At 56.2% G+C, this 20,341-nt stretch carries 20 protein-coding genes; 3 read left to right on the top strand and 17 right to left on the bottom strand.

What is annotated here, in order from left to right:
* Positions 1 to 13: 13 nt before the first annotated feature.
* From RGB73_RS08775 to RGB73_RS08730, 10 genes are all read right to left on the bottom strand, one after another.
* On the bottom strand, positions 14 to 1,351 hold the full coding sequence (locus RGB73_RS08775; RefSeq protein ID WP_310771016.1) for a (Fe-S)-binding protein: 1,338 nt from the start codon (positions 1,349 to 1,351) through the stop codon (positions 14 to 16).
* The gene (locus RGB73_RS08770; RefSeq protein ID WP_310771014.1) at positions 1,344 to 2,759 is read right to left on the bottom strand and encodes an FAD-binding oxidoreductase; all 1,416 of its coding nucleotides are present in this window, start codon (positions 2,757 to 2,759) and stop codon (positions 1,344 to 1,346) included. The genes RGB73_RS08775 and RGB73_RS08770 overlap by 8 nt, the downstream gene beginning before the upstream one ends.
* Before the next feature lie 52 nt (positions 2,760 to 2,811).
* Entirely contained in the window at positions 2,812 to 3,720 is a 909-nt protein-coding gene (gene murQ, locus RGB73_RS08765; protein WP_310771013.1) for an N-acetylmuramic acid 6-phosphate etherase, read from the bottom strand.
* Positions 3,721 to 3,743: 23 nt separating this feature from the next.
* Complete coding sequence (locus RGB73_RS08760) at positions 3,744 to 4,733, bottom strand: ABC transporter ATP-binding protein (RefSeq protein ID WP_310771011.1); 990 nt, start codon at positions 4,731 to 4,733, stop codon at positions 3,744 to 3,746.
* Positions 4,730 to 5,704: an ABC transporter ATP-binding protein gene (locus RGB73_RS08755; protein ID WP_310771010.1), complete on the bottom strand. Its 975-nt coding sequence runs from the start codon at positions 5,702 to 5,704 to the stop codon at positions 4,730 to 4,732. The genes RGB73_RS08760 and RGB73_RS08755 overlap by 4 nt, the downstream gene beginning before the upstream one ends.
* On the bottom strand, positions 5,679 to 6,932 hold the full coding sequence (locus RGB73_RS08750) for a serine hydrolase domain-containing protein (protein WP_310771008.1): 1,254 nt from the start codon (positions 6,930 to 6,932) through the stop codon (positions 5,679 to 5,681). The genes RGB73_RS08755 and RGB73_RS08750 overlap by 26 nt, the downstream gene beginning before the upstream one ends.
* Before the next feature lie 15 nt (positions 6,933 to 6,947).
* Positions 6,948 to 7,781 (bottom strand): ABC transporter permease, encoded by an 834-nt coding sequence (locus RGB73_RS08745; RefSeq protein ID WP_310771006.1) that lies wholly within the window; start codon positions 7,779 to 7,781, stop codon positions 6,948 to 6,950.
* 15 nt (positions 7,782 to 7,796) lie between these two features.
* Positions 7,797 to 8,738, bottom strand: a complete 942-nt coding sequence (locus tag RGB73_RS08740) for an ABC transporter permease (RefSeq protein WP_310771004.1) — start codon at positions 8,736 to 8,738, stop codon at positions 7,797 to 7,799.
* Positions 8,739 to 9,024: 286 nt separating this feature from the next.
* Complete coding sequence (locus RGB73_RS08735) at positions 9,025 to 10,575, bottom strand: ABC transporter substrate-binding protein (RefSeq protein ID WP_310771002.1); 1,551 nt, start codon at positions 10,573 to 10,575, stop codon at positions 9,025 to 9,027.
* Between the two features lie 25 nt (positions 10,576 to 10,600).
* Positions 10,601 to 11,821, bottom strand: coding sequence for an anhydro-N-acetylmuramic acid kinase (locus RGB73_RS08730; protein ID WP_310771000.1), 1,221 nt, complete (start codon positions 11,819 to 11,821; stop codon positions 10,601 to 10,603).
* 356 nt (positions 11,822 to 12,177) lie between these two features.
* Here RGB73_RS08730 and RGB73_RS08725 point away from each other — a divergent pair, with 356 nt between their 5' ends.
* The gene (locus RGB73_RS08725; RefSeq protein ID WP_310770998.1) at positions 12,178 to 12,651 is read left to right on the top strand and encodes a DinB family protein; all 474 of its coding nucleotides are present in this window, start codon (positions 12,178 to 12,180) and stop codon (positions 12,649 to 12,651) included.
* Positions 12,652 to 13,287: 636 nt separating this feature from the next.
* On the opposite strand, the gene map is transcribed toward RGB73_RS08725, so the two are convergent.
* The 4 genes from map to RGB73_RS08705 all read right to left on the bottom strand — a co-directional run bounded on the left by map (position 13,288) and on the right by RGB73_RS08705 (position 16,986).
* Positions 13,288 to 14,034, bottom strand: coding sequence for a type I methionyl aminopeptidase (gene map, locus RGB73_RS08720; protein ID WP_310770997.1), 747 nt, complete (start codon positions 14,032 to 14,034; stop codon positions 13,288 to 13,290).
* A gap of 5 nt (positions 14,035 to 14,039) precedes the next feature.
* Entirely contained in the window at positions 14,040 to 14,642 is a 603-nt protein-coding gene (locus RGB73_RS08715) for a TetR/AcrR family transcriptional regulator (protein WP_310770995.1), read from the bottom strand.
* A 281-nt stretch (positions 14,643 to 14,923) separates the two neighbouring features.
* On the bottom strand, positions 14,924 to 15,766 hold the full coding sequence (locus RGB73_RS08710; protein WP_310770993.1) for an aldo/keto reductase: 843 nt from the start codon (positions 15,764 to 15,766) through the stop codon (positions 14,924 to 14,926).
* The gene (locus RGB73_RS08705; protein WP_310770991.1) at positions 15,763 to 16,986 is read right to left on the bottom strand and encodes an MFS transporter; all 1,224 of its coding nucleotides are present in this window, start codon (positions 16,984 to 16,986) and stop codon (positions 15,763 to 15,765) included. The genes RGB73_RS08710 and RGB73_RS08705 overlap by 4 nt, the downstream gene beginning before the upstream one ends.
* A 197-nt stretch (positions 16,987 to 17,183) precedes the next feature.
* Between RGB73_RS08705 and RGB73_RS08700 the strand changes: the two genes are divergently transcribed.
* Complete coding sequence (locus RGB73_RS08700; RefSeq protein ID WP_310770990.1) at positions 17,184 to 17,579, top strand: winged helix-turn-helix transcriptional regulator; 396 nt, start codon at positions 17,184 to 17,186, stop codon at positions 17,577 to 17,579.
* Between the two features lie 52 nt (positions 17,580 to 17,631).
* Here the strand turns inward: RGB73_RS08700 and RGB73_RS08695 are convergent, their stop codons facing one another.
* Together RGB73_RS08695 and RGB73_RS08690 are read right to left on the bottom strand one after the other, a co-directional pair.
* Positions 17,632 to 18,009 carry a VOC family protein gene (locus RGB73_RS08695; protein ID WP_310770988.1) on the bottom strand — a complete coding sequence of 126 codons (378 nt, stop codon included), beginning with the start codon at positions 18,007 to 18,009 and terminating at the stop codon, positions 17,632 to 17,634.
* A gap of 107 nt (positions 18,010 to 18,116) precedes the next feature.
* Positions 18,117 to 19,019, bottom strand: a complete 903-nt coding sequence (locus tag RGB73_RS08690) for a DUF6597 domain-containing transcriptional factor (RefSeq protein WP_310770986.1) — start codon at positions 19,017 to 19,019, stop codon at positions 18,117 to 18,119.
* 63 nt (positions 19,020 to 19,082) lie between these two features.
* Here RGB73_RS08690 and RGB73_RS08685 point away from each other — a divergent pair, with 63 nt between their 5' ends.
* The gene (locus RGB73_RS08685) at positions 19,083 to 19,865 is read left to right on the top strand and encodes a YheC/YheD family protein (RefSeq protein WP_310770984.1); all 783 of its coding nucleotides are present in this window, start codon (positions 19,083 to 19,085) and stop codon (positions 19,863 to 19,865) included.
* Positions 19,866 to 19,881: 16 nt separating this feature from the next.
* Here RGB73_RS08685 and mscL read toward each other — a convergent pair whose 3' ends face one another.
* The gene (gene mscL / locus RGB73_RS08680; RefSeq protein ID WP_310770982.1) at positions 19,882 to 20,340 is read right to left on the bottom strand and encodes a large conductance mechanosensitive channel protein MscL; all 459 of its coding nucleotides are present in this window, start codon (positions 20,338 to 20,340) and stop codon (positions 19,882 to 19,884) included.
* Position 20,341 lies beyond the last annotated feature (1 nt).

Here is a 20,341-nt window from a genome sequence, read left to right as displayed (position 1 = left end):
CTGGCTGTCTTTTTTATGACGATCCTCTTCGTTCGACAGACGCCGTCCCCGTCTTCGTCCGCACTCTCGCAAGCAAATCTACGAGGTGTACGGCTTCCATCCGGTCCTCCAGGCCTGCGCGCTTGATTCCCGCTTTCATCTGCAGCAGGCAGCCGGGATTGGAGGTGACCAAAATGTCAGCCTGGGTCGCGGCGACATGGCCCATCTTTTCATCCAGCAGGTTGCCTGCCATCTCGGGCTGCACCAGGTTGTAGATGCCCGCCGAGCCGCAGCATCGGTCCCCTTCGCGCAGCGGCACATAGGTAGCGCCGGGGATCGACTGCAGCAGGCTGACCGGCTCTTTGGTGACTTTCATGCCGTTGCGCAGGTGGCAGGAAGACTGGTACGTGACTCGCACAGGTCCGGGCAGAGCTCCCCAGGAGTCCGGCTCGACCAGCTCGGCCAGCACCTCGCTGATATCCTTGACCCTCGACGAAAACCACTTCGCGTCTTCCTCCCAGTCCGGATCGTGCGCGAGCAAATGGTCGTACTCCTGGAGCAGCGCTCCGCAGCCGCCCGCATTGGACACGATCACGTCCACATCCGCCTCGCGGAAGGCGGCAATGTTTTTTCGCGCCAAGTCTTTCGCGGCTTCCCTCTCTCCGCTATGCGCATGCAAGGCTCCGCAGCACACCTGGCCCTCGGCGATGACGACCTCGCAGCCTGCTTCGGCCAGGAGCCGCACCGTGTTCAGATTGGTCTCGTTGAAAAGCACATCCATGATGCAGCCATGGAACATGCCGACCCTCCGCTTTCGTTCGCCGACAGCCGGGATGACCCTCGCACCGAGGTATTCGCTGACTCCTTTTCCCGTCGCCTCGGGCATGATCGCTTCCATTTCGCGGAGCTGCTTCGGCAGGACACGCAGCACACCAAGCTTTTGCACGACTTTTTGCAAGCCGGAGCGCTGGTAGAGATGCAGCAGGCTGCCCAGACGGTACAACCGGTCCTGACGAGGGAACAGATGGGTAAAGGCGATCTTGCGGACGGCCTTGACCCACGGAGGATGCTCCTGCACCTGCTCGATGGCTTCTCTCGTCTGCTCGATCAGCTGGCCGTACGGGACGCCCGCCGGACAGACAGGCTCGCAGGCGCGGCAGCCGAGGCACAGATTCATCTGATCCACGAAGTCTTGGTCCGGCTCCATGACGCCGTCCGCCACAGCTTTCATGAGGGCGATCCGTCCCCGCGGAGATGCTGCCTCGTAGCCCGTCTCCCGGAAGGTCGGACAGGCCGGCTGGCAGAAGCCGCAGCGCATGCAGTTGGCCAGCTCTTCATAATCCAGTTTGTCGATCAACGCTTCTTTAAGCACGACGGATCACCACTCTGTTCCGGGACTCTTTGGCGAACATCTTACCGGGATTGAGCAGGCCTTGCGGGTCGAAGGCTTTCTTGATGCCCTTCATCACTTCAATCCCCGCAGCACCTACCTTCCACTCCAGATAAGGCGCTTTGACGATTCCGACGCCATGCTCGCCCGTGATCGTTCCGCCCAGATCGATGGCGGCGGCGAAAATTTCCGCGAACGCTTCTTCCACCCGCTCGATTTCTTCGTGATTGCGCGCATCGGTCATACAGGTGGGATGCAGATTGCCGTCACCTGCATGACCAAAGGTGCAAATGTGCAAACCGTACCGCTCCGTGATTTCCTGGATGGCTGCCACCATCGGCGCGATTTGCGCGCGAGGCACTGTCGCATCCTCGAGTATCGTGGTCGGGCGCATCCGCGACAAAGCCGCCAAAGCGCTGCGGCGCGCGGTCATGACCTCTTCCGCTTCTTCCGGCGTCGTCGCGACCTTGATCTGCACCGCATCGTTTTTCCTGCAAATCTCCGCGATCCGCTCTACGTCCCGGTCTACCGATTGCGGCTCGCCGTCCTGGCCGATCAGCAGAATCGCGGCTACGTCTGTCGGCAGGCCAATCTGCTTGAAGTCCTCCACCACGCGGATCGTCCCTTGGTCCAAAAACTCCAGCGTCCCCGGGATGATCCGGTTTGCGATGATGTCCGATACAGAGCGAGCTGCCTGCGACATGTCCGCGTACATCGCCAGCATCACGCGCTGGGTCTGCGGCTTCGGAATCAGCTTCAGGATCGCCTGGGTGATGATCGCCAGCGTGCCTTCGCTTCCGACCAAAAGCTTGGTCAGGTCGTAGCCTGCCACGTCCTTCATCAGCTTGCCGCCGGTGCGGATGATTTCCCCGTTCGGCAGGACCGCTTCCAGTCCCAGCACGTAATCTTTCGTCGTTCCGTACTTGAGACCGCGAAGACCTCCCGAATTGAGCGCGATGTTTCCGCCGATCGTCGAGATGACCATGCTGCCCGGATCGGGTGGATAAAACAGGCCACGGGCTTCAACCGCCTGATGGATGTCGGAGGTGCGCACGCCGGGCTCGACCGTTATCGTCAAGTTTTGCTCATCGATTTCCACGATGCGGTTCATTCGGTTCAAGACAAGTACGATACCGCCTCCGACCGGAATCGTTCCGGCGCAGAGATTGGACCCGGCACCGCGCGTCACGACGGGAATCTGGTGCTTGGCTGCCACCCGCATGATCTGCGCTACTTCCTCCGTACTGTTCGGCATGACGACGACGTCAGGCAACGACTGCTGCATCGGCGTCGCATCATAGGAGTACGCGACCAGCGCCTCCTGTTTGTCCAGACAATGCTGCTCGCCGACGATGGCGCGCAGCTCGGAGCGAATGTGCTCTGGCAACATGGAATCCCTCCTCACTGTGATCGAAAAACTAGCAACTCTCCACTTTCCGCGCTCAACTGTACTTGGAAAGTGCCTCCCGAATCCTTCCGTTGGCGAGCTGAAGCATTTGCACCGCCTCTTCCCTGCTGGTACCGGTCAGCTTCATCAAGATCGCCGTCTTGGCGTCCCCTTTCGCCTGCTCGGCCAACCGCTCGGCCTCCGAGTAGCTGACGCCCGTCACTTCCATCACGATCCGCTTTACCCGTTCCTTCAGCTTTTGGTTCGTCGCCTGGACGTTCACCATCAGGTTGCCGTACACTTTGCCCAGCCGGATCATGGTCGCGGTGGTCAGCATGTTGAGGACAAGCTTCTGGGCCGTTCCCGCCTTGAGACGGGTCGAACCGGTCAGCACTTCAGGCCCCACGACTACGTTGATCGCGACGTCCACCCCTTTGTTGATGAAAGACGGCTGGTTGCAGGACAAGGCAATCGTCCGCGCGCCGATCTCCTGCGCTTCCTTCAGCACACCGAGGACGTAAGGCGTACGCCCGCTGGCCGCGATGCCGACGACCACGTCGCGATCCGTCACGCCGTACTTGCGGACATCCTCCTGTCCCAATTCGACGGAGTCTTCCGCCCCCTCCACTGCGCGGATCATGGCGGATTGCCCCCCTGCGATCACGCCCTGCACCAGCTCGGGATCGGTGCCAAAGGTGGGAGGGCACTCGGACGCATCGAGGATCCCCAGGCGTCCGCTCGTCCCGGCGCCGAAGTAGAACAGCCTGCCGCCCCGCTCCATGGCTGCGACGATCAGCTCCACCGCTTCCGATACCTCATCCAGTACGCGTTCGACTGCATACGGCACTTTTTTGTCTTCGTCGTTCATCAATTGCACGATTCCTCGGGCACTCATCCGGTCCAGGTCCCGAGTGCTTTCGTTTTTTCCTTCGGTCGTCAATTGCTCCAAGTTTTCCAATTTCAAGCTCTCCGAACCTCCTCTATTCTTCATGCTTCCGGCCTGATGGCGCCGGCGTCGTCCAAGTGGCAGGAAACCCAGTGGCCCGCCGTCAGCTCGCGCACGGGCGGTGCAGTTGTCTTGCAGATTTCCATGCAATGCCGGCAACGCGGGTGGAAGGTGCAACCGGACGGCGGATTGGCCGGACTGGGCAAATCACCCTCCAGAATGATGCGCTGGGTCGTCAGATGCGGATTCGGAACGGGTACTGCCGACAATAGCGCCTGCGTATAGGGATGGGTCGGCCGTTCATACAGAGAATGTTTGTCTGCCACCTCGACCACTTTTCCCAAATACATGACCGCGACCCGGTCGGAAATGTGGCGCACGACGCTCAGGTCGTGGGAGATGAACAGGTAGGTCAGATTGAATTCCTTCTGCAAATCTTGCATCAGATTGAGAATCTGCGCCTGGATGGATACGTCCAGCGCGGATACGGGCTCATCCGCGATGATCAGCTTGGGGCGCAGGATCAGCGCCCGGGCGATTCCGATCCGCTGCCGCTGCCCGCCGGAAAATTCATGGGGAAACCGATCCAGCTGCTTTTTGGACAGCCCGACGATCCCGATCATTTCCTCGACCTGGCGCCGGCGTTCGGCTGCCGTCCCGATGCCGTGAATGATCAACGGGTCTTCGAGGATCTGCCCGATCGTTTTCCGCGGGTTGAGCGAAGCGAAAGGATCCTGAAAGACGAGCTGCATATCACGTCTGGCCTGACGCAGCTCGGAAGGGTTCAGCTTGCGGATGTCGTTTCCTTCGAACAGGATTTCCCCGTCGGTCGGTTCGATCAGCCGTAAAATGCAGCGGCCTGTCGTCGACTTCCCGCAGCCGGATTCGCCGACGATACTGACTGTCTCGCCCGGGTAGACTGTGAGATTGACTCCATCGACAGCCCGAACGACTTTTTCTTGGCTGAAAAAGCCTTGCTTGCTCGTAAAATGCTTCGTTAACGATTTGACTTCCAAAAGTGGCTTCTTCATTGCGCTTCCCCCTCGCGATACAGCCAGCACCTGCATTTTTGCGAATCGGAAACAGGCAGGAGCTCCGGATTTTGCTTTCGGCAAATATCCATGACGTGGGAACAGCGCGGAGCGAAGCGGCACCCCTCAGGCATTTCACTGAGCTGCGGCACCGCTCCCGGAATGGCCTCCAGACGGTCCTGATTCACGTTTACGCTCGGCATCGACTTGAGCAGGCCGCGCGTATACGGATGCTTGGGCTCGTCGAACAGCTTTTTCACGTCCGCTTCTTCCACGATCTGGCCGGCGTACATGACGATGACGCGATGGCACATTTCCGCGACCACGCCCAGGTCGTGGGTGATCAGCAAGATGGAGGTGCCTTGCTCGTCTCGCACTTTCTTCATCAGCTCGAGAATTTGCGCCTGGATCGTCACGTCGAGTGCCGTCGTCGGCTCGTCGGCGATCAGCAGCTTTGGCTCGCAGGCCATCGCCATCGCGATCATGACGCGCTGGCGCATCCCTCCGGAGAGCTGGTGCGGATAGTCCCAGACAATTTCCTCCGCACGCGGAATCCCTACCTGCTTGAGGAGGTGGATCGTCCGCTCTTTCGCCTCCTGCTTGGACAAGCCGAGGTGGCGGCGCAAAGGCTCGCCGATCTGCTTGCCGATCGTATGCAGCGGATTGAGCGACGTCATCGGCTCCTGAAAGATCATCGCGATCTGGTTGCCGCGAATTTTTTGCATCTCTTTATCGGAAAGAGTGAGCAGCTCTTTGTCTTCAAAACGAATGCTGCCGCTCATCTCCACATTTCGTCCCAACAGCTGCATGATCGACATGCTGGTGACGCTTTTTCCACAACCGGATTCCCCGACCACCCCTACGGTTTCGCCAGGCTCTACGGTCAGGCTGACTCCCTCGATCACGGTCAGCTTTTTGCCGGATTGGAGAAAGGACGTGCGCAAGTTATCGATGGTTAGCATGGCTGTCATGGGTACTCCCCCTTTCACGATGCGCCGACAGGCTCCCAAATAGTTGATTGTGGTGGGCGATGCGCCACGGACCGATCAAAGGGCTGGCGACGGGATGCACCCGATTCGTCAGCGTAATGATCGTAGCCTCTCGCTGCGGGTCCGACCAGATGGAAGTGCCGGTGAAGCCTGTATGGCCAAACGCCCGCCCCGATGCCAGGTCTCCGCCCGTGCAGCCCGCCGCGAGCTGTTCCAGCGACCCGCCGGTAGACGAGATGATCCAGCCGAGACCTCGGCGCTGTGTGCTGTGATCGGTATGAGAACGGATCGAGAGGGCCCTCAGCACCGGGTCAATCCGTACAGGAGCGTCATCGGAAGTCCAGATCTCCATATACCGCTCCGCGTCGCCGATCGTTGAAAACAGCCCGGCGTGTCCGCTCACTCCCCCAAGGCCGTAGTGGGCGTTGCAGTCGTGCACGGTCCCGCAGATGAATCCTTCCCGCCACTGGTAATTCGACAGTTTTCCCCGCCATTTGCCGACGCTCGGATGGTCGAAGGGCTCCAGCTCGGCCAAGTAGTTTTGCGCCATATTCCGCTCGAACTCGTTGCCGCGTTCCGTATAGGCGATGCCGCTGATCTTGGGCAAAGCGTGCCGCAAGGGCAAATAGCAGCTGTTTTCCATCCCGCTCGGCCGGAAGACGAGCCTTTGGGCAAGCGAGTCCAGCTCTTCCCCCCAGATGCGCTCCAGCAGGAATCCGAGCAGCATATATCCTACATCACTGTATACGACTTGGCTTCCGGGGGTGTTCACGAGCTGCTCCTGTGCGATCAGGCTGATGTACTCCTTTTTGCCCTGGCCGATGAGAAAAAACGGACGCCAGGCAGGAAAGCCGGATGTGTGAGTCAGCAGATGGGCAATTTTGATCTGTTCCTTCCGTTCGCAGTCTCTGCCTTGCTTCAGCTCGGGCAAATGGGTGACAAGCGCGTCTGCCAATGACAGCTTGCCGGCCTGCACGCTGAGCAAAACGAGCGGCAGCGTCACCATGACCTTGGTCAGGGAAGCCATGTCGTACAGGGTGTCTGCATTCACATCCACCGCTCCCTCTCCGCTCCCGGTCTTGCCTTTGACCGCCGTCAGCGTCTTTTCTCCCTTTCGCATCAGGCTAACAGCCCCGCCCGGAAAAATCCCCCGGGCGATCCCGTCCTCCAGGCTTTTTTCCATGCGCAGCATAAGCTCGTTTCCGTTCATATCGATGCCTCCCGCCTACTTGCCGCGATGACGCGGGTCGAGAATGTCGCGAATGGCATCGCCGAACATATTGCAGGCCAAAATCGTCACGGTCATCGCCAGGCACGGCCAGATGATCATGCCGGGAGCCAGCTCCATGTACCGGCGAGCCTCGGAAATCATGCCGCCCCAAGATGGGTCCGGCGGCTGGATGCCCAAGCCCAAAAAGCTGAGCGCGGATTCGGTCAAAATCGCCCCGGAAATCGCGAGCGAGGATTGCACGAGGAGAGGAGCGGTCACGTTCGGGAAAATTTCCAGGAACAAAATACGGCTGGTACTCGCCCCGATGGCGCGGGCGCTTTCCACGTACTCGAGGTTTTTGATGGAGAGCACGGCCCCCCTGACTGTACGGGTAAAGATGGGAATATTCACAATCCCGATCGCCATGATCGTGTTAAAGGTGCCCGGACCTAGCGCAGCGACAATCGCCAGCGCCAGCAAAATCTCCGGAAAAGCAAACAACACATCCATGCATCGCATGATGAAGCCGTCCACCATGCGTCCGAAATAGCCGGCGATCAGTCCAAACAGCGTGCCGAACACGACGCTGACCAGCACGGCGGAGACGCCTACGACCAAGGATACGCGCGCCCCGTAGATGATGCGGCTGAGAAGGTCGCGCCCGAACTGGTCGGTGCCGAGCAAAAAGTCGCCAGAGCTGCCTTCCATCCGATGCTCCTGAAACATCTGCGTCGGGTCATGCGGTGCAAGAACCGGCGCCAAAGCCGCCGTCACGCAGAGGAGCGCCAGCAGCACAGAGCAGAAGACAGCCGTTTTATTCGCCAAAAATCGCTTTCGAAAAGTGCTCATGTCGCATTCCCCTTGTCAATACTTGATACGCGGATCAATCCAGGTATAGATCAGGTCGATGAGCAGATTGACCAGGACAAATACCAGAGCGACGAACAGCACGCCTCCCTGTACTACCGGATAATCCCGCTGATAGATGCCATCCAGAATGTACTGACCCAGACCCGGTATCGAAAACAGCTGCTCCACGATGACTGATCCGCCCAACAGGTACCCGATCTGCATTCCGGCGATGGTCACGATCGGGATCGAGGAGTTGCGGAACGCATGGCCCATGACAACCGTCCACTGGCTGTTTCCTTTGGCTCGCGCGGTACGAATGAAATCTTTGTCCATGGTTTCCAGGAAGGCGGATCGAGTCATCCGCATCACCCCTGCCGCTACGACGATGCCCATCGTCACGGCCGGCAGGATAAACACCTGGAAGGCTTCCGCCGGGTTTTCCCAGAAGCTGACGACATCAATCGGAGGAAACCAGTTGAAATAGAGTGAAAAGCCAAGCAGCAAAAGCGTCCCGATGGCAAAGTTGGGGACCGAGATCCCGAGCAAGGTAGCCACGCGGACGATAATGTCCGTCTTGGAATGAGCCCGGATCGCCGAGAGGATGCCGAACGGGATCGCAAGTACCCAGCCGATCAGGACGCCGAACACGGTCAGCTGCAGCGTGATCAGGAATCGGCTCAGAATTTGCGGCAATATTTCTTCGCCTGAATGTACGGATACCCCGAAATCTCCCCGCAAGATTCCGCCGATCCAGTGAAAGTACTGCGTAACCAGCGGCTGATCCAGTCCCATGCTCTTGTGCAGAGCCGCGATGGCCTCCGGCGTCGCGTTGGTTCCCAGCATGATAGAGGCTGGGTCGCCCGGCACCAGATGCAGGATGGTAAAGACCAAAACGGAGATGCCAAACAGGATGGGAATCAGGCTGGCGATGCGTTTGATTAGATAAGACCCCACTTTGGTTCCCTCCATATTAGAAAACTTGGCTTCGCCAAGCCTTTGGCGGAGCCTTAGTTGCACTTATACTGGATAAGAATCCTATAATTCTTATCTGTATTAGAAAACTTGGCTTCGCCAAGCCTTTGGCGGAGCCTTAGTACCCAAAGGGCACAAGTCTTGCTATCTCACTTCGCTCGAAGTCTCGCTATGTTGCACTTATACTGGATAAGAATCCTATAATTCTTATCTGTATTAGAAAACTTGGCTCCGCCAGTGGTCAGGCGGAGCCTTGTTGGTACGGATGTTACTTGATCGAAGTCTTGATCAGGGAGTACACTTCACCCGCAGCGCTTGGGGTGAAATCGACGTTGTCGCGCACGGCGTAGTAGTTCTTCGGCGAAGCCAGGAACAGGTTTGGCGCATCTGCTACGAGCAAGGTTTGCGCCTGGTCGTACAGCTTTTTGCGTTCGGCCTGGTCGACGGTAGCGAGCGCTTTGTTCACCAGCTCGTCATACGCCGGGTTGGAGTAGTTCCAGACGTTGGCGGAACCGGTCGACGAGAAGAAGAAGCGCATGGAACGGTCGGCATCCACGCCAGACGTGTTGCGTCCGACCATCAGGTTCATGTCTTTGGACTTCCAGGTTTCGATGTAGTTGCCCCACTCGAGCTGGTTGATCTTCGCGTTGATGCCGATGGCCTTGAGCTGCTGCTGGATCACTTGCGCGGTTTCTACCATGTCCGGGTAAGTAGCGGCAGTCTCGATCTGCGTGTCAAAGCCGTTCGGGAAGCCTGCTTCCGCGAGCAGCTTCTTCGCTTTTTCCACATCGGTCTTGTAAGTCGGGTAGCTGGCAGTATCTACCGCCCAGTTGGTAAGAGCCGGCGCGATCGGGCCTGTCAGTGCCGCTTCGCCTTTCCAGACGGTCTGTACGATCTGGTTGCGGTCTACGGCATAGCTGATCGCTTCGCGCACTTTCGGATTGTCAAACGGCTTTTTGTTTACGTTGATACCCAGGTAGCTGTATTCGAGCGACTGGTAGTTTTTCACCTGCACGCCTGGCTTGCCTTCCAGCAGCTTGGCGGAATCGGCGGAAACGACACTGATGTCGATTTTGCCGGAACGGATCGCGGCCAGACGCTCGGCCTCGTCCTTCATGATCTGGAATTTGATCGCTTCCACTTTCGGCAGGTCTTTATTGAAGTAATCCGGATTTTTCTTCAGCAGGACGTATTGGCCCGGCTCGCTTTTCTCCAGCTTGAAAGGCCCTGTGCCAATGGCTTCTTTGGTCAGATCAGTCGAGCCGCTCGGTACGATGGAAGCGTATGCGCTCGCGGTGTTTGCGATAAAGGCGGCGTCGGCGTTTTTCAGATGGAATACGATCGTCGTCGGATCTTTGGCTTCGATAGACTCGACGCTGGAGAAGTACGACTTGGCGATCGCACCGGTGTCCGGGTTCAAGATGCGCTCGAAGGAATATTTCACATCTTCAGACGTCATGTCTTTGCCGTTGTGGAACTTGACCCCTTTGTGCAGGAACATCGTGATGGTTTTGCCATCCGGTGTGATTTCCCACTTCTCCGCCAGGTTCGGGACGATGTTCATGTTTTCGTCCAGCTTGGTCAGACTGTCGTAAATGAGGGCGTAGACACGCACGCTGGATGCTGCCGGTACTTTGTGAGGATCATAGCCTACCGGCTCCTGCTCCGCTGCCACGACCAGCTCCGTTTTCGCAGCCGCCTGCTGTCCTTCCTGCGGCTTCGCCTGGTCGCCGGGAGCTGCTGTGCCCCCTCCGCCGGAACATGCGGAGAGCATCAGGGACAATGATAGGAAAAAGCCTGCCAACACTCGTTTTTTCACGATGGTACCCCCTACGTCTTTTCAGTTAAAAGCATATATTTCCTAACGGTACGGCCCTCTTGGCACCTGTCACTGAAGGTACGTTGGACGGTCGGCCCATTAGTGTCTCGTGACCCAAAATGGCAAAAGCGACAGCTTCCTTCGCGTCGTCCGGCATGCCGAACTGCTGCGTGGTCATGACGGTCAGCTCTGCGGGCAGCTGGCTTTGCAGCATGCGAAGCAGCGTCTGGTTGTGAGCGCCTCCCCCGGAGACGATCACTTCCTCCACTTTGGTAGTAGGTATGACGAATTGCAAGTAGGCCTGTGCGATGGAGGTCGCTGTGAGTGCCGTCGCCGTCGCGACGAGATCCGCTCCGCTGATCCCGAGCTTTCCTCCCTCTGTCGCGAGCTCCTGCGCGAAGGACAGTCCGTACACTTCCCGTCCCGTGCTCTTCGGCGGCTTGGCCCGGTAGTACGGATCCTGCAGCAGACGCTCCAGAAGCTGCTGCGACACAGTCCCGGATGCAGCCATCCTGCCTCCCTCATCGTAGCGAAGCCGTCCATCCGTCACGATCTGGACGATCTGGTCCATGATCATGTTGCCGGGTCCGGTGTCAAACGCTATGACGTTCTCGATGCCGACCCCTGCAGGCAGAACCGTGACGTTGGCAATTCCCCCGATATTTTGCAGCAGCCGGCCCTTTTCGGGATGGCGGAACAGGATGTAGTCGGCGTATGGAACCAATGGCGCCCCTTCGCCGTCTGCAGCAAGATCGCGCGCTCGGAAATTGCCCACGACCGGGATGCCGGTGCGCTCGGCCAGTGTGGAAAGCTCGCCGATTTGCAGCGAGGCGCGGACCTCTGTCATGCCCGTCGGACCCGGGAACGGCGCACGTCCGGCGATATGCCAGATCGTTTGGCCGTGCATGCAGACCGCGTCCACATCCTCCGCGTTCACGCCTGCCTTGTCCATCAGCTGTTGCACCGCGTACGCGTACCATTCCGACAGTCCGAAGTGAACGGCTGTGAGCCTGTCCACCCGAGCCGACTCGACACTGCACAGACTCATGACCCATTCGCGCAGTTCATCGGAATAGGGCATGTAAAAGAACTCGCGGAGTGAAGCGTTTTCAATCTCCCCGTGTTCATTCGTGCGAATCGCCACCAATGCGGCATCGACACCGTCAAGCGAAGTACCTGACATGAGACCGATGAGCAAATGCTCCCTTCTGGAGCGATAATCCAGCAATTTCGCAGGTTGGTCCATGAAAGCAACCTCCGTTTCGCTATGGAGAATAGTTAAAATATTCGCTTGTTTCCGTTTTCATTATAAGAAATAAAATTACGCCAGTCAATCACCAAGCAGTAAATTTTATTTCTTTTCATTTCGATTGATCTGCGAAAAAGTGGCCCCGTACTATCACTACCCGATTTCGGTCAGGGCAAACCTTATTGGGTGCATGGGTTGCGGTTTCGTTGTTTTGCTGACCCGCTCCAGGAAAAGCTTAAGCTTTTCCTGCTTGTTGACGTAGCTTTGCAGGTTTTGACTTTTTTCCGTCCTTCACACGTGAAATAAAGTTTGGTAAGGTGTGGGGGATGCAATATTTGGAAGGAGCGAAGAGCATGAGCAAATTGGTGTTGAGGCATTTCGAACTGACGAGGGGTTATTTCATTAAGCAGGCTGAAGCTGTCTCGGAGGAAGTTGCACAAGTGCAGCCAGACGGCTTTAACAACACAATCTTATGGCAAATCGGTCATGTTTTAACGCTTACTGAACAGATTATGTTCGGATTCCCTCACAAAACAACGAATATTCCGGCTCGTTATCTTGAATTATTCGGCAGTGGAACCAAGCCAGCCGATTGGAAAGCAGATGTCCCTACCGTAGGCGAACTCATTGTGCAGTTGAAGGATCAGTTGGATCGGGTCAAACAAATCCCTGTAGAACGGTTCAATGATTCGCTGGAAAAACCAATATTGGGGCTTGAAACCTTTGGGGAACTGGCCGGTCTTGCGTTGCTGGAGGAAGCGCAGCATATGGGGCAAATAAAAGCCATGGTACGGGTGATTGAACAGGCTGGGGCCAAGAATCGGTAAAAAATGAAAACCGAACGGGAACATGAAGAGGGATTCAAGAGCATGCTTTTTCTTGAATTCCTCTTTTTCCGCTACATCCCCTTCTTTCAGCGCACGTGGTCGTGCACCGCCATGCAGCGTCGCAACGTGAGCCGGGAGAGGCGCACGTTCTGAATGTCCCATGCCGCTCGTTCTTTCGGGCTGCCATTTTCCAGTACATTGCCGTATCGATTCGCACATATTCATTTCCAACAGGCTCGTATCAGTTGCCAAGCTTCCCTCATTTGCATTCTTTATACCATGCAAGGAGGAGCGAGGTGATCAAGATGACCGATGTGGTTGTGATTTTATTCAGACGTGTCAGAGTAAATGGCGTACGGAGACGCATTATTCGCGACGTCAGCATCATTGGAACGGCCGCACCATGCAACCCATTTTTAATGATCGGTAGGCGTGTGGGCCCTGCTGCACGCTGTCTTTTGAATAACGGGTTCCAACGTGTGTTATCAAGAGACAATGTTTTGGTGTTTATCCGAGTAAGATAAAGGGTTCCATATGAAAACGGTAACGAATAGGGTTACCGTTTTCGTTTGTTTCAACATACACGCTGTGTTAAATGTGATTTCCTCAGCTTCCCGCCAATAAAAGGGGTGGATTCTATTGTGCGGTCAATATAATCGGTCCATCCGCAGTAATGGCGATTGTATGCTCGTACTGTGCGGAAAGCGAGCCGTCAACGGTTCTGGCGGTCCATCCGTCGGCATCAATCGTCATTGACGGTTTTCCGGCATTGAGCATCGGCTCGATCGTAAAAACCATCCCTTCCTTCAAGCGGAAGCCTTTTCCCGGTTTCCCGACGTGGGGATAAGTAGGTTCCTCGTGCATCTCCCTTCCTACGCCATGACCGAGTAAATCGCGCACCACCGAGAATCCGTTTCGCTCGGCATGGGTTTGAACCGCGTGCATCACATCGCCGATCCGGTTTCCGACGACAGCTTTTTCGATACCGAGATATAAGCATTCCTTCGTTACCCGCATCAAATTACGGGCTTCTTCCGACACCTCGCCGACCGCATAGCACCAAGCCGAATCGCCGATCCAGCCATCCGCTTCCGCGACGATGTCGATTTTGACGATGTCGCCTTCCTTGAGCGGCTTTCGGCTCGGAAAACCATGCGCAATGACGTCGTTGACAGACGCACATGTCGCAAACGGATAGCCGTTGTAGCCTATCGTATGAGCCTTGGCGCCATTCTCCTTCAGAAACCGCACTGCAAACGATTCGATATCGAGCGTCGTGACACCCGGCCGGATCATACCTGCGATTGCTCGATGAAAAGCAGCGACAATGCTGCCGGCTTTTCTCATTTCTTCAATTTCTGCTCGCGATTTCAGGATGACCATTTCATTCATTTCTCCTTTGACTGTATGCCTGAAAAAATCATATCGACGATCCCTTCCACGTCGATCTCGTTCCGGTTATGGTGGTGGATGTTCAATGCTGTGCAGCCAACAAGCGAGCCAAATATCAGATTAGCTGTTTTCTCCGGTGATCTGGAACCGATTCCTTCACGAATCATTTCCACAAACGGCAAATAGATCCGCTCCTGAAAATCGGCATACAGCTTGTTGAACCGGTTTCCCGGGAAGTGATGAAAATTATCCGCAACCGTTTTAAGCAAAATAAATACGGAAGGATCCTGGATACACGTCCGCAAGAGCTGCCTGGAGAACGACTCCGCTTTACGCAAACTGCCACTGTCCTCCGTCAAAGCGGGCAATACTGCCGACTCCGTTCGATTCAGGGCATCCCACAATAAATCTTCCAAAAGCATGTGCTTATTTTTGTAGTAATGATACACGGTTCCGTAGCCAAGCTCTGCCTTGACCGCAACATCGCGTATTTCCAATTGAATGCCCTTTTCCAAATATACTTCCGCAGCCGCTCGCATAATTTGGTTCATCCGCATCTCCCGGATCGCATCATTCTGTTCTTTGGTACGTGGTGACATGGCCCCTCCTTTTTTAGACCTGCGGTAATGTCAATGTAAAATAATATACATCATGGTTGAAGTAAGGATCAAGTACTTTGATTCGCCTGTTTTTTCGGGTAGTTTTTGGTTCACGTATTCTCAAGCCGAACAGATCGATCCATGCAACATGATAAGGGCAGGCTGCCCGTATTCCTACCGGCAGCCTGCCCTTTGTGTGCTTCGCTATCGTTATCCCATTTACGGCTTCGCCCGGCCATGATGGGCCGCGGGCAACTCGTTGCTCGTCGTTTTCCATCCTGTTAAAAATCAAAGTTGTCCGGGTCCGGACCTACGCGGACGCCTTCATGCAGAGCATCGATTTTTTCCATGTCGGAGAAAGTCAGCTCGAAATCGAATACATTCGCGTTTTCCACGATCCGGTGCTCCTTGATGGACTTCGGAATGGTGACGACTCCGCTTTGCAAATCCCAGCGAATGATGACTTGCGCCACGGACTTTTGATGGCGATCCGCAATTTCCTTGAGTACGGGATTGTCGAGCAATTGGCCTTGCATCAGCGGCGACCATGCCTCCATCTGGATATTGTGTTCCTGGCAGAACGCACGGAGCTCCTTTTGCGCCAGGCGCGGGTGGAACTCCACCTGGTCGACCATCGGCACGATCTCGGCATCCTTCAGCAGCTCCTGCAAATGATGGACGTGGAAGTTGGAGACGCCGATCGCTCTTACTCTTCCTTCTTTATAAATCGTCTCCAGAGCACGCCAGGCGTCTTTGTACTTTCCTTCCACCGGCCAGTGAATCAGGTACAGGTCGAGATAATCCAGGCCCAGCTTTTTCAGGCTGGTTTCATAGGCAGCCAGCGTGGATTCGTAGCCGAGGTCGGAGTTCCATACCTTCGACGTGACGAACAAGTCTTCCCGGCTGATCCCCGCGTCTTGCATGCCCAGGCGGATGCCTTCTCCTACCCCTTCCTCGTTTTCGTAAATAGCGGCCGTATCGATACTGCGGTAGCCGTGGCGGATGGCCGTGCGTACGGCATCGACCACCTCAGGGCCTTCATGAACTTTGAAGACGCCGAGACCCAGCCAAGGCATTTTTACTCCGTTGCGAAGCGTTGTCGTATCTTGCAGATGGTTCATCATAGACATGGTACCTCCCGATTTTGTTTTCCTACCCTATCATTTCCATCCTTCATTTCCAATACTCGGCTCCAGCCGGCGAGAATGACCGCGCCGACCACCATCATCCCACCAACCCAAGTCGTGTGGATGAGCCCAATCGAATCCGTGATGACGCCGCCCAGGTAAGCGCCGAGCGCAATGCCGGCATTGAATGCGGCGATGTTGACTGCCGAGGCTACGTCCTTGGCGCTCGGCACGAACCGCTCCGCCAGCATGACGACGTACACCTGCAGCCCGGAGACGTTCATGAATCCCATGATGCCCATGAAAAAGATCGTGATCAGTGCGGCAAGCTTGAAGGGAACCGTCGCAAACAGGACGAACAGGACGATCGCTTGGATGACGAACATGACAAGCAATGCTCCCAGCGGATTTTTGTTCGCCAGCTTCCCGCCGATCACGTTGCCGATAGCAATAGCGATCCCGTAAACGAGCAGGATGATCGCCACTTCGCCTGCCGAGAAGCCAGTGACTTCCGTCAGCAAGGGCGACAGATACGTAAAGACGACAAACGTACCTCCGTAGCCCAGCATCGTGATGATGAACATCAGCAGGAGCCGGGAGTTCGCAACCAGCTTGAGCTGATCGCCAAACGTCGTCTTGACTCCTTTTCGCAGATTACCCGGCACGAGAATGACATTGGCGATAAGCGCAACGACCCCGATCGCCACGATCCCGACAAACGCCATCCTCCAGCCCAATTGCTGCCCCAGATACGTCCCCAGCGGCACGCCTGTGATGGTCGCTACCGTAAGCCCGGTGAACATGAGGGAAATAGCGCTCGCCCTGCGATCCTCCGCCACAAGATCGGCAGCGATGGTCGAACCGATCGACATGAACACGCCATGGGCGAATGCCGATACCACCCGACCGATCAGCAGCATCGTGATTGTGGTTGCACTCGCGGCGATCGTATTTCCTGCGATGAAAAAGGCCATGATCCAAAACAACAGCATTTTTCGCGGTACCCTGGATGTGAGCGACGTGAGCACGGGCGCCCCAATTGTGACGCCTAGCGCGTATATCGTTACGGTCAGCCCTGCAGTTGTGACCGGGATCTGCAAGTCTTTTGCGATCAGCGGAAGCAGGCCTACGCTGATGAATTCCGTCGTACCGATGGCAAAAGCACTGATGGCCAAAGCGAGCAGAGCCAGTGTGCTTCTCTTTCTTCTTTCCGTCACGCGTATTCCTCCTTGTCTATCGTATCATCCGTCCGTTCACCGCGGACGGGAGTGATCCATTGGATGGTGAAATGCCAGCTGGCAAATGCTATTATGGAGGATATAAGGCCGGATGAGAAGTACACACTTTTTTGTAATATAGATACCCAAAAGTATCATAGGCACTTTTTAGTACCTATCAGAAAGAAGGAGTCCACATGAAGAAACGCAAGTACAACATTGGGGTGGAAGCCACTCTGGAGGTCATCGGCGGGAAATGGAAATGCGTGATCCTGTGCCACTTGACGCACGGGGAGAAACGGACGAGCGAGCTCAAGCGGCTGATGCCCGGCATTACCCAAAAAATGCTGACCCAGCAGCTGCGGGAGCTGGAGGACGACGGGATCATCAAACGGATCGTCTACAACCAGGTCCCCCCAAAAGTGGTATACGAGCTGAGCGAGTACGGATGGAGCCTGAAGGGAATTCTCGATACCCTCTGCGCCTGGGGAGAAGAGCACATTACACGCGTGTACGGGGATCCCATGGAAGTCTTGGAGGACAGTATTTTAAATCAGAAGAAGCGGCCTGTGAATAGCGAAAGCCCGGTATGATACCGGGCTTTCTGGCTATCATCGATGCGATTTGCCGTTTTTCGACCTATCGTCAAGCGAACAGGCTGATGAGGTTGCCGTCCGGGTCCTTGACGATGGCATAGCGCTGGCCCCAGAAGGCGTCCCACGGCTCGCGGCAGCCTTCGTAGCCGTTCTTCTCCAGCTTTTCGTACAAGTCGTTCAGCGCGTCTGCACTCTCGCATTGAAACGCCAGCTCGATCCGGTGCCCCGTCGGCTCTTCCCAGCCGCCGTACACGCCCTTGGCCACTTCTACCGTATCAAAGGCCAGGCGGACTCCCTCTCCTGCGACTTCCACGTGGCTTTCCCCGTTTGCGCTCTCCGGAATGTCCAAGCCGAGGTGACGGTAAAAATCCAGCGCCCGCTTCATGTCCTGCACGACGATTCCGATCATATCCAGCTTAATGCCCATCCGTGATTCCTCCCGACCTTATGGTTGCCCTTGCTCTTCGAATCCAGTATAGCTCTGGCGCCGCCACGGCCACTTGTAAAAAACGGACAACCTTCCCCTTCCTTACCTTACCTCCCCGACCTGCTGCCCCTCGTCTCCGCAAACACCCGGGAAGGCTGGAGCCCGTAATAGCGCTTGAAATCTTTGATCAGATGCGGCTGGTCGAAGTAGCCGTACGTCTGTGCCACATCGGTCAAACGGGCATGCGGTGTCTTCCAAAGCGCACGCAGCAAGAATTGAAAGCGGATGATTTGGGCCAGTTCTTTGGGAGATGCGCCAAGCTCCCAGCGAAACAGTCTCCTCAGATTGCGCTCGCTGTAACAGACCGCTTCCGCCAGCTCCTTGATGGAGAGGCATCCCTGCGACGCGTACAGATAGGACAAGCTCGCCGTCAAAAGTCCCCCATTATCCGCCCGCCCCCCGGTTTCATAGCTGTGCAAACGGCGAAACAGCTCCCTTTCCACAATCCCGATCAGTTCCTGGTCCCCGGGAGCCCCAAGCATCTCTTCGACGAGAAAATCCGCCTCCCCGCCCCACAGATCCGCGAGAGTGGGTGAACATCCGGCAAACGCGGATACGGGTGCACCCAAAAACAGCCGGACCGTCTCCGCAAAAAAGCGAATGCCGAACATGGCTTGGGTCCTCGTAAGCTCGAGCGCTTCATAGCTCGCCATGAGTTCGGAGAGGAAAGCCCCTTTGGAGGCATAGGCCGCTCTCCGGTCCAAAATAATATCGATGCAGCCGTCCGGGATGATCCGGTGCAGCTGGGGCTGCTGGAACTGTTCGTACTCAACGGTCCAGAAACAAGCGACATACGGCGCCAGTCGCTCGTTTGGCGCATACTCCCGGTAGCGATAGTGCGGCTGCAGCAGGCCAGGCTGGATGACCGGCGGCTGCAAGGGCCGAAACAGAGGCTTCAGTGGTGACACATCCTTTCCGCGGCGTCCGGGAGTCGTTGACTGTTGACTCACTCCCCGGCCCCTTTCGGTATATCATAGCAAGAATGGACTTTTTCCTAGCGAGGTGCATGGTTCATGATCTCCTCTTCCAAATGGAGCCTTCACAAGTTCTTCTTCAAAAGCCCGCAGATCCGCCCGTTTCTGCCGCCGACTTCCCTATACCAGCCCGACTTGCTCGGCCCTTATCTGGACAAATACAGCACCGTCTACGTCAAACCGACGAAGACCCATATGGGAAAAGGAATCTTGCGCGTACAGAAAACCGCTGGCGGCTATGAGTTCGTCAAGGAGCGGGGAGAGCCTGTCCACGTCCCGACCCTCGAAGAATTGCAAAAAAAGCTGGTTCAGCAGTGCAGCGAAAAGAACTACATCATTCAAAAAGGGATCGATCTGGCGGAGCTGAACGGACGTCCGTACGACATCCGCGTGATGATGATGCGCAACGGCCTGGGAAAATGGCAGTACGCAGGGATGCTGGCCAAAGTCGCAGGCTCGGACAGCGTCATCACCAACGTCGCGCGCGGAGGCGGATATGCCGTCACGGTTCCCCACGCTTTGAAAAAATCGCTGTCCTTGCCGGAAGCCGATATTCGCAAGATCACCCAGCAGCTGATCCGGCTCAGTTACCAGGTTTGCGCCCACTTCAACAAATACAGGCACTCCGCGCAGATCGGAGTCGACTTCGCCGTAGACAAACACGGGAAGATCTTCGTTATCGAGGTCAATTACGATTTTCCTTCCCATGGACTATTCGCCAAGCTCAAGGACAAAACCTACTACCGGACCATCAAGCGGCTCCATTTTCAATACCGCAGCCGGGCCAATCGGAAAAAGGCCGAGAAAAAAAGGAGAGCGTAGGGCGCTCTCCTTTTGCTTATTCGTTTGCCAGCGCATGCCCTTCCAGGATGGAGGTGCAGTTCGGGCAGCGCGTTGCCTTCAGCGGGATGGCGGAAATGCAGTGCGGGCACTCCTTCGTCGTCACAGGGGCAGCCACCACTTCCTGCTTGCGCTTGAACCGGTTCAGCTGCTTGATCACGATGAAAATGGAAAAGGCGATGATCAAAAAGTCGATGACGGAGTTGAGGAACAACCCGTAATTCAGGGTCGCCGCCCCTTTTTCCTTGGCAGCAGCCAACGTCTCATAATGGACGCCGCTCAAGTTAATAAACAGATTGGAAAAGTCCACCTTGCCCAAAAGCAGCCCGATGACCGGGGTAATGATGTCGTTCACCAGCGACGTGACGATCTTTCCAAAGGCGCCGCCGATGACGACACCGACTGCCAGATCCATCACGTTGCCTTTCAACGCGAATTCTTTAAACTCTTTCCACAAA

It is taken from the genome of Brevibacillus brevis (assembly GCF_031583145.1).
Classification (GTDB): Bacteria; Bacillota; Bacilli; order Brevibacillales; family Brevibacillaceae; genus Brevibacillus; species Brevibacillus brevis_E.
This window is presented reverse-complemented; position numbering and strand designations above follow the sequence as displayed.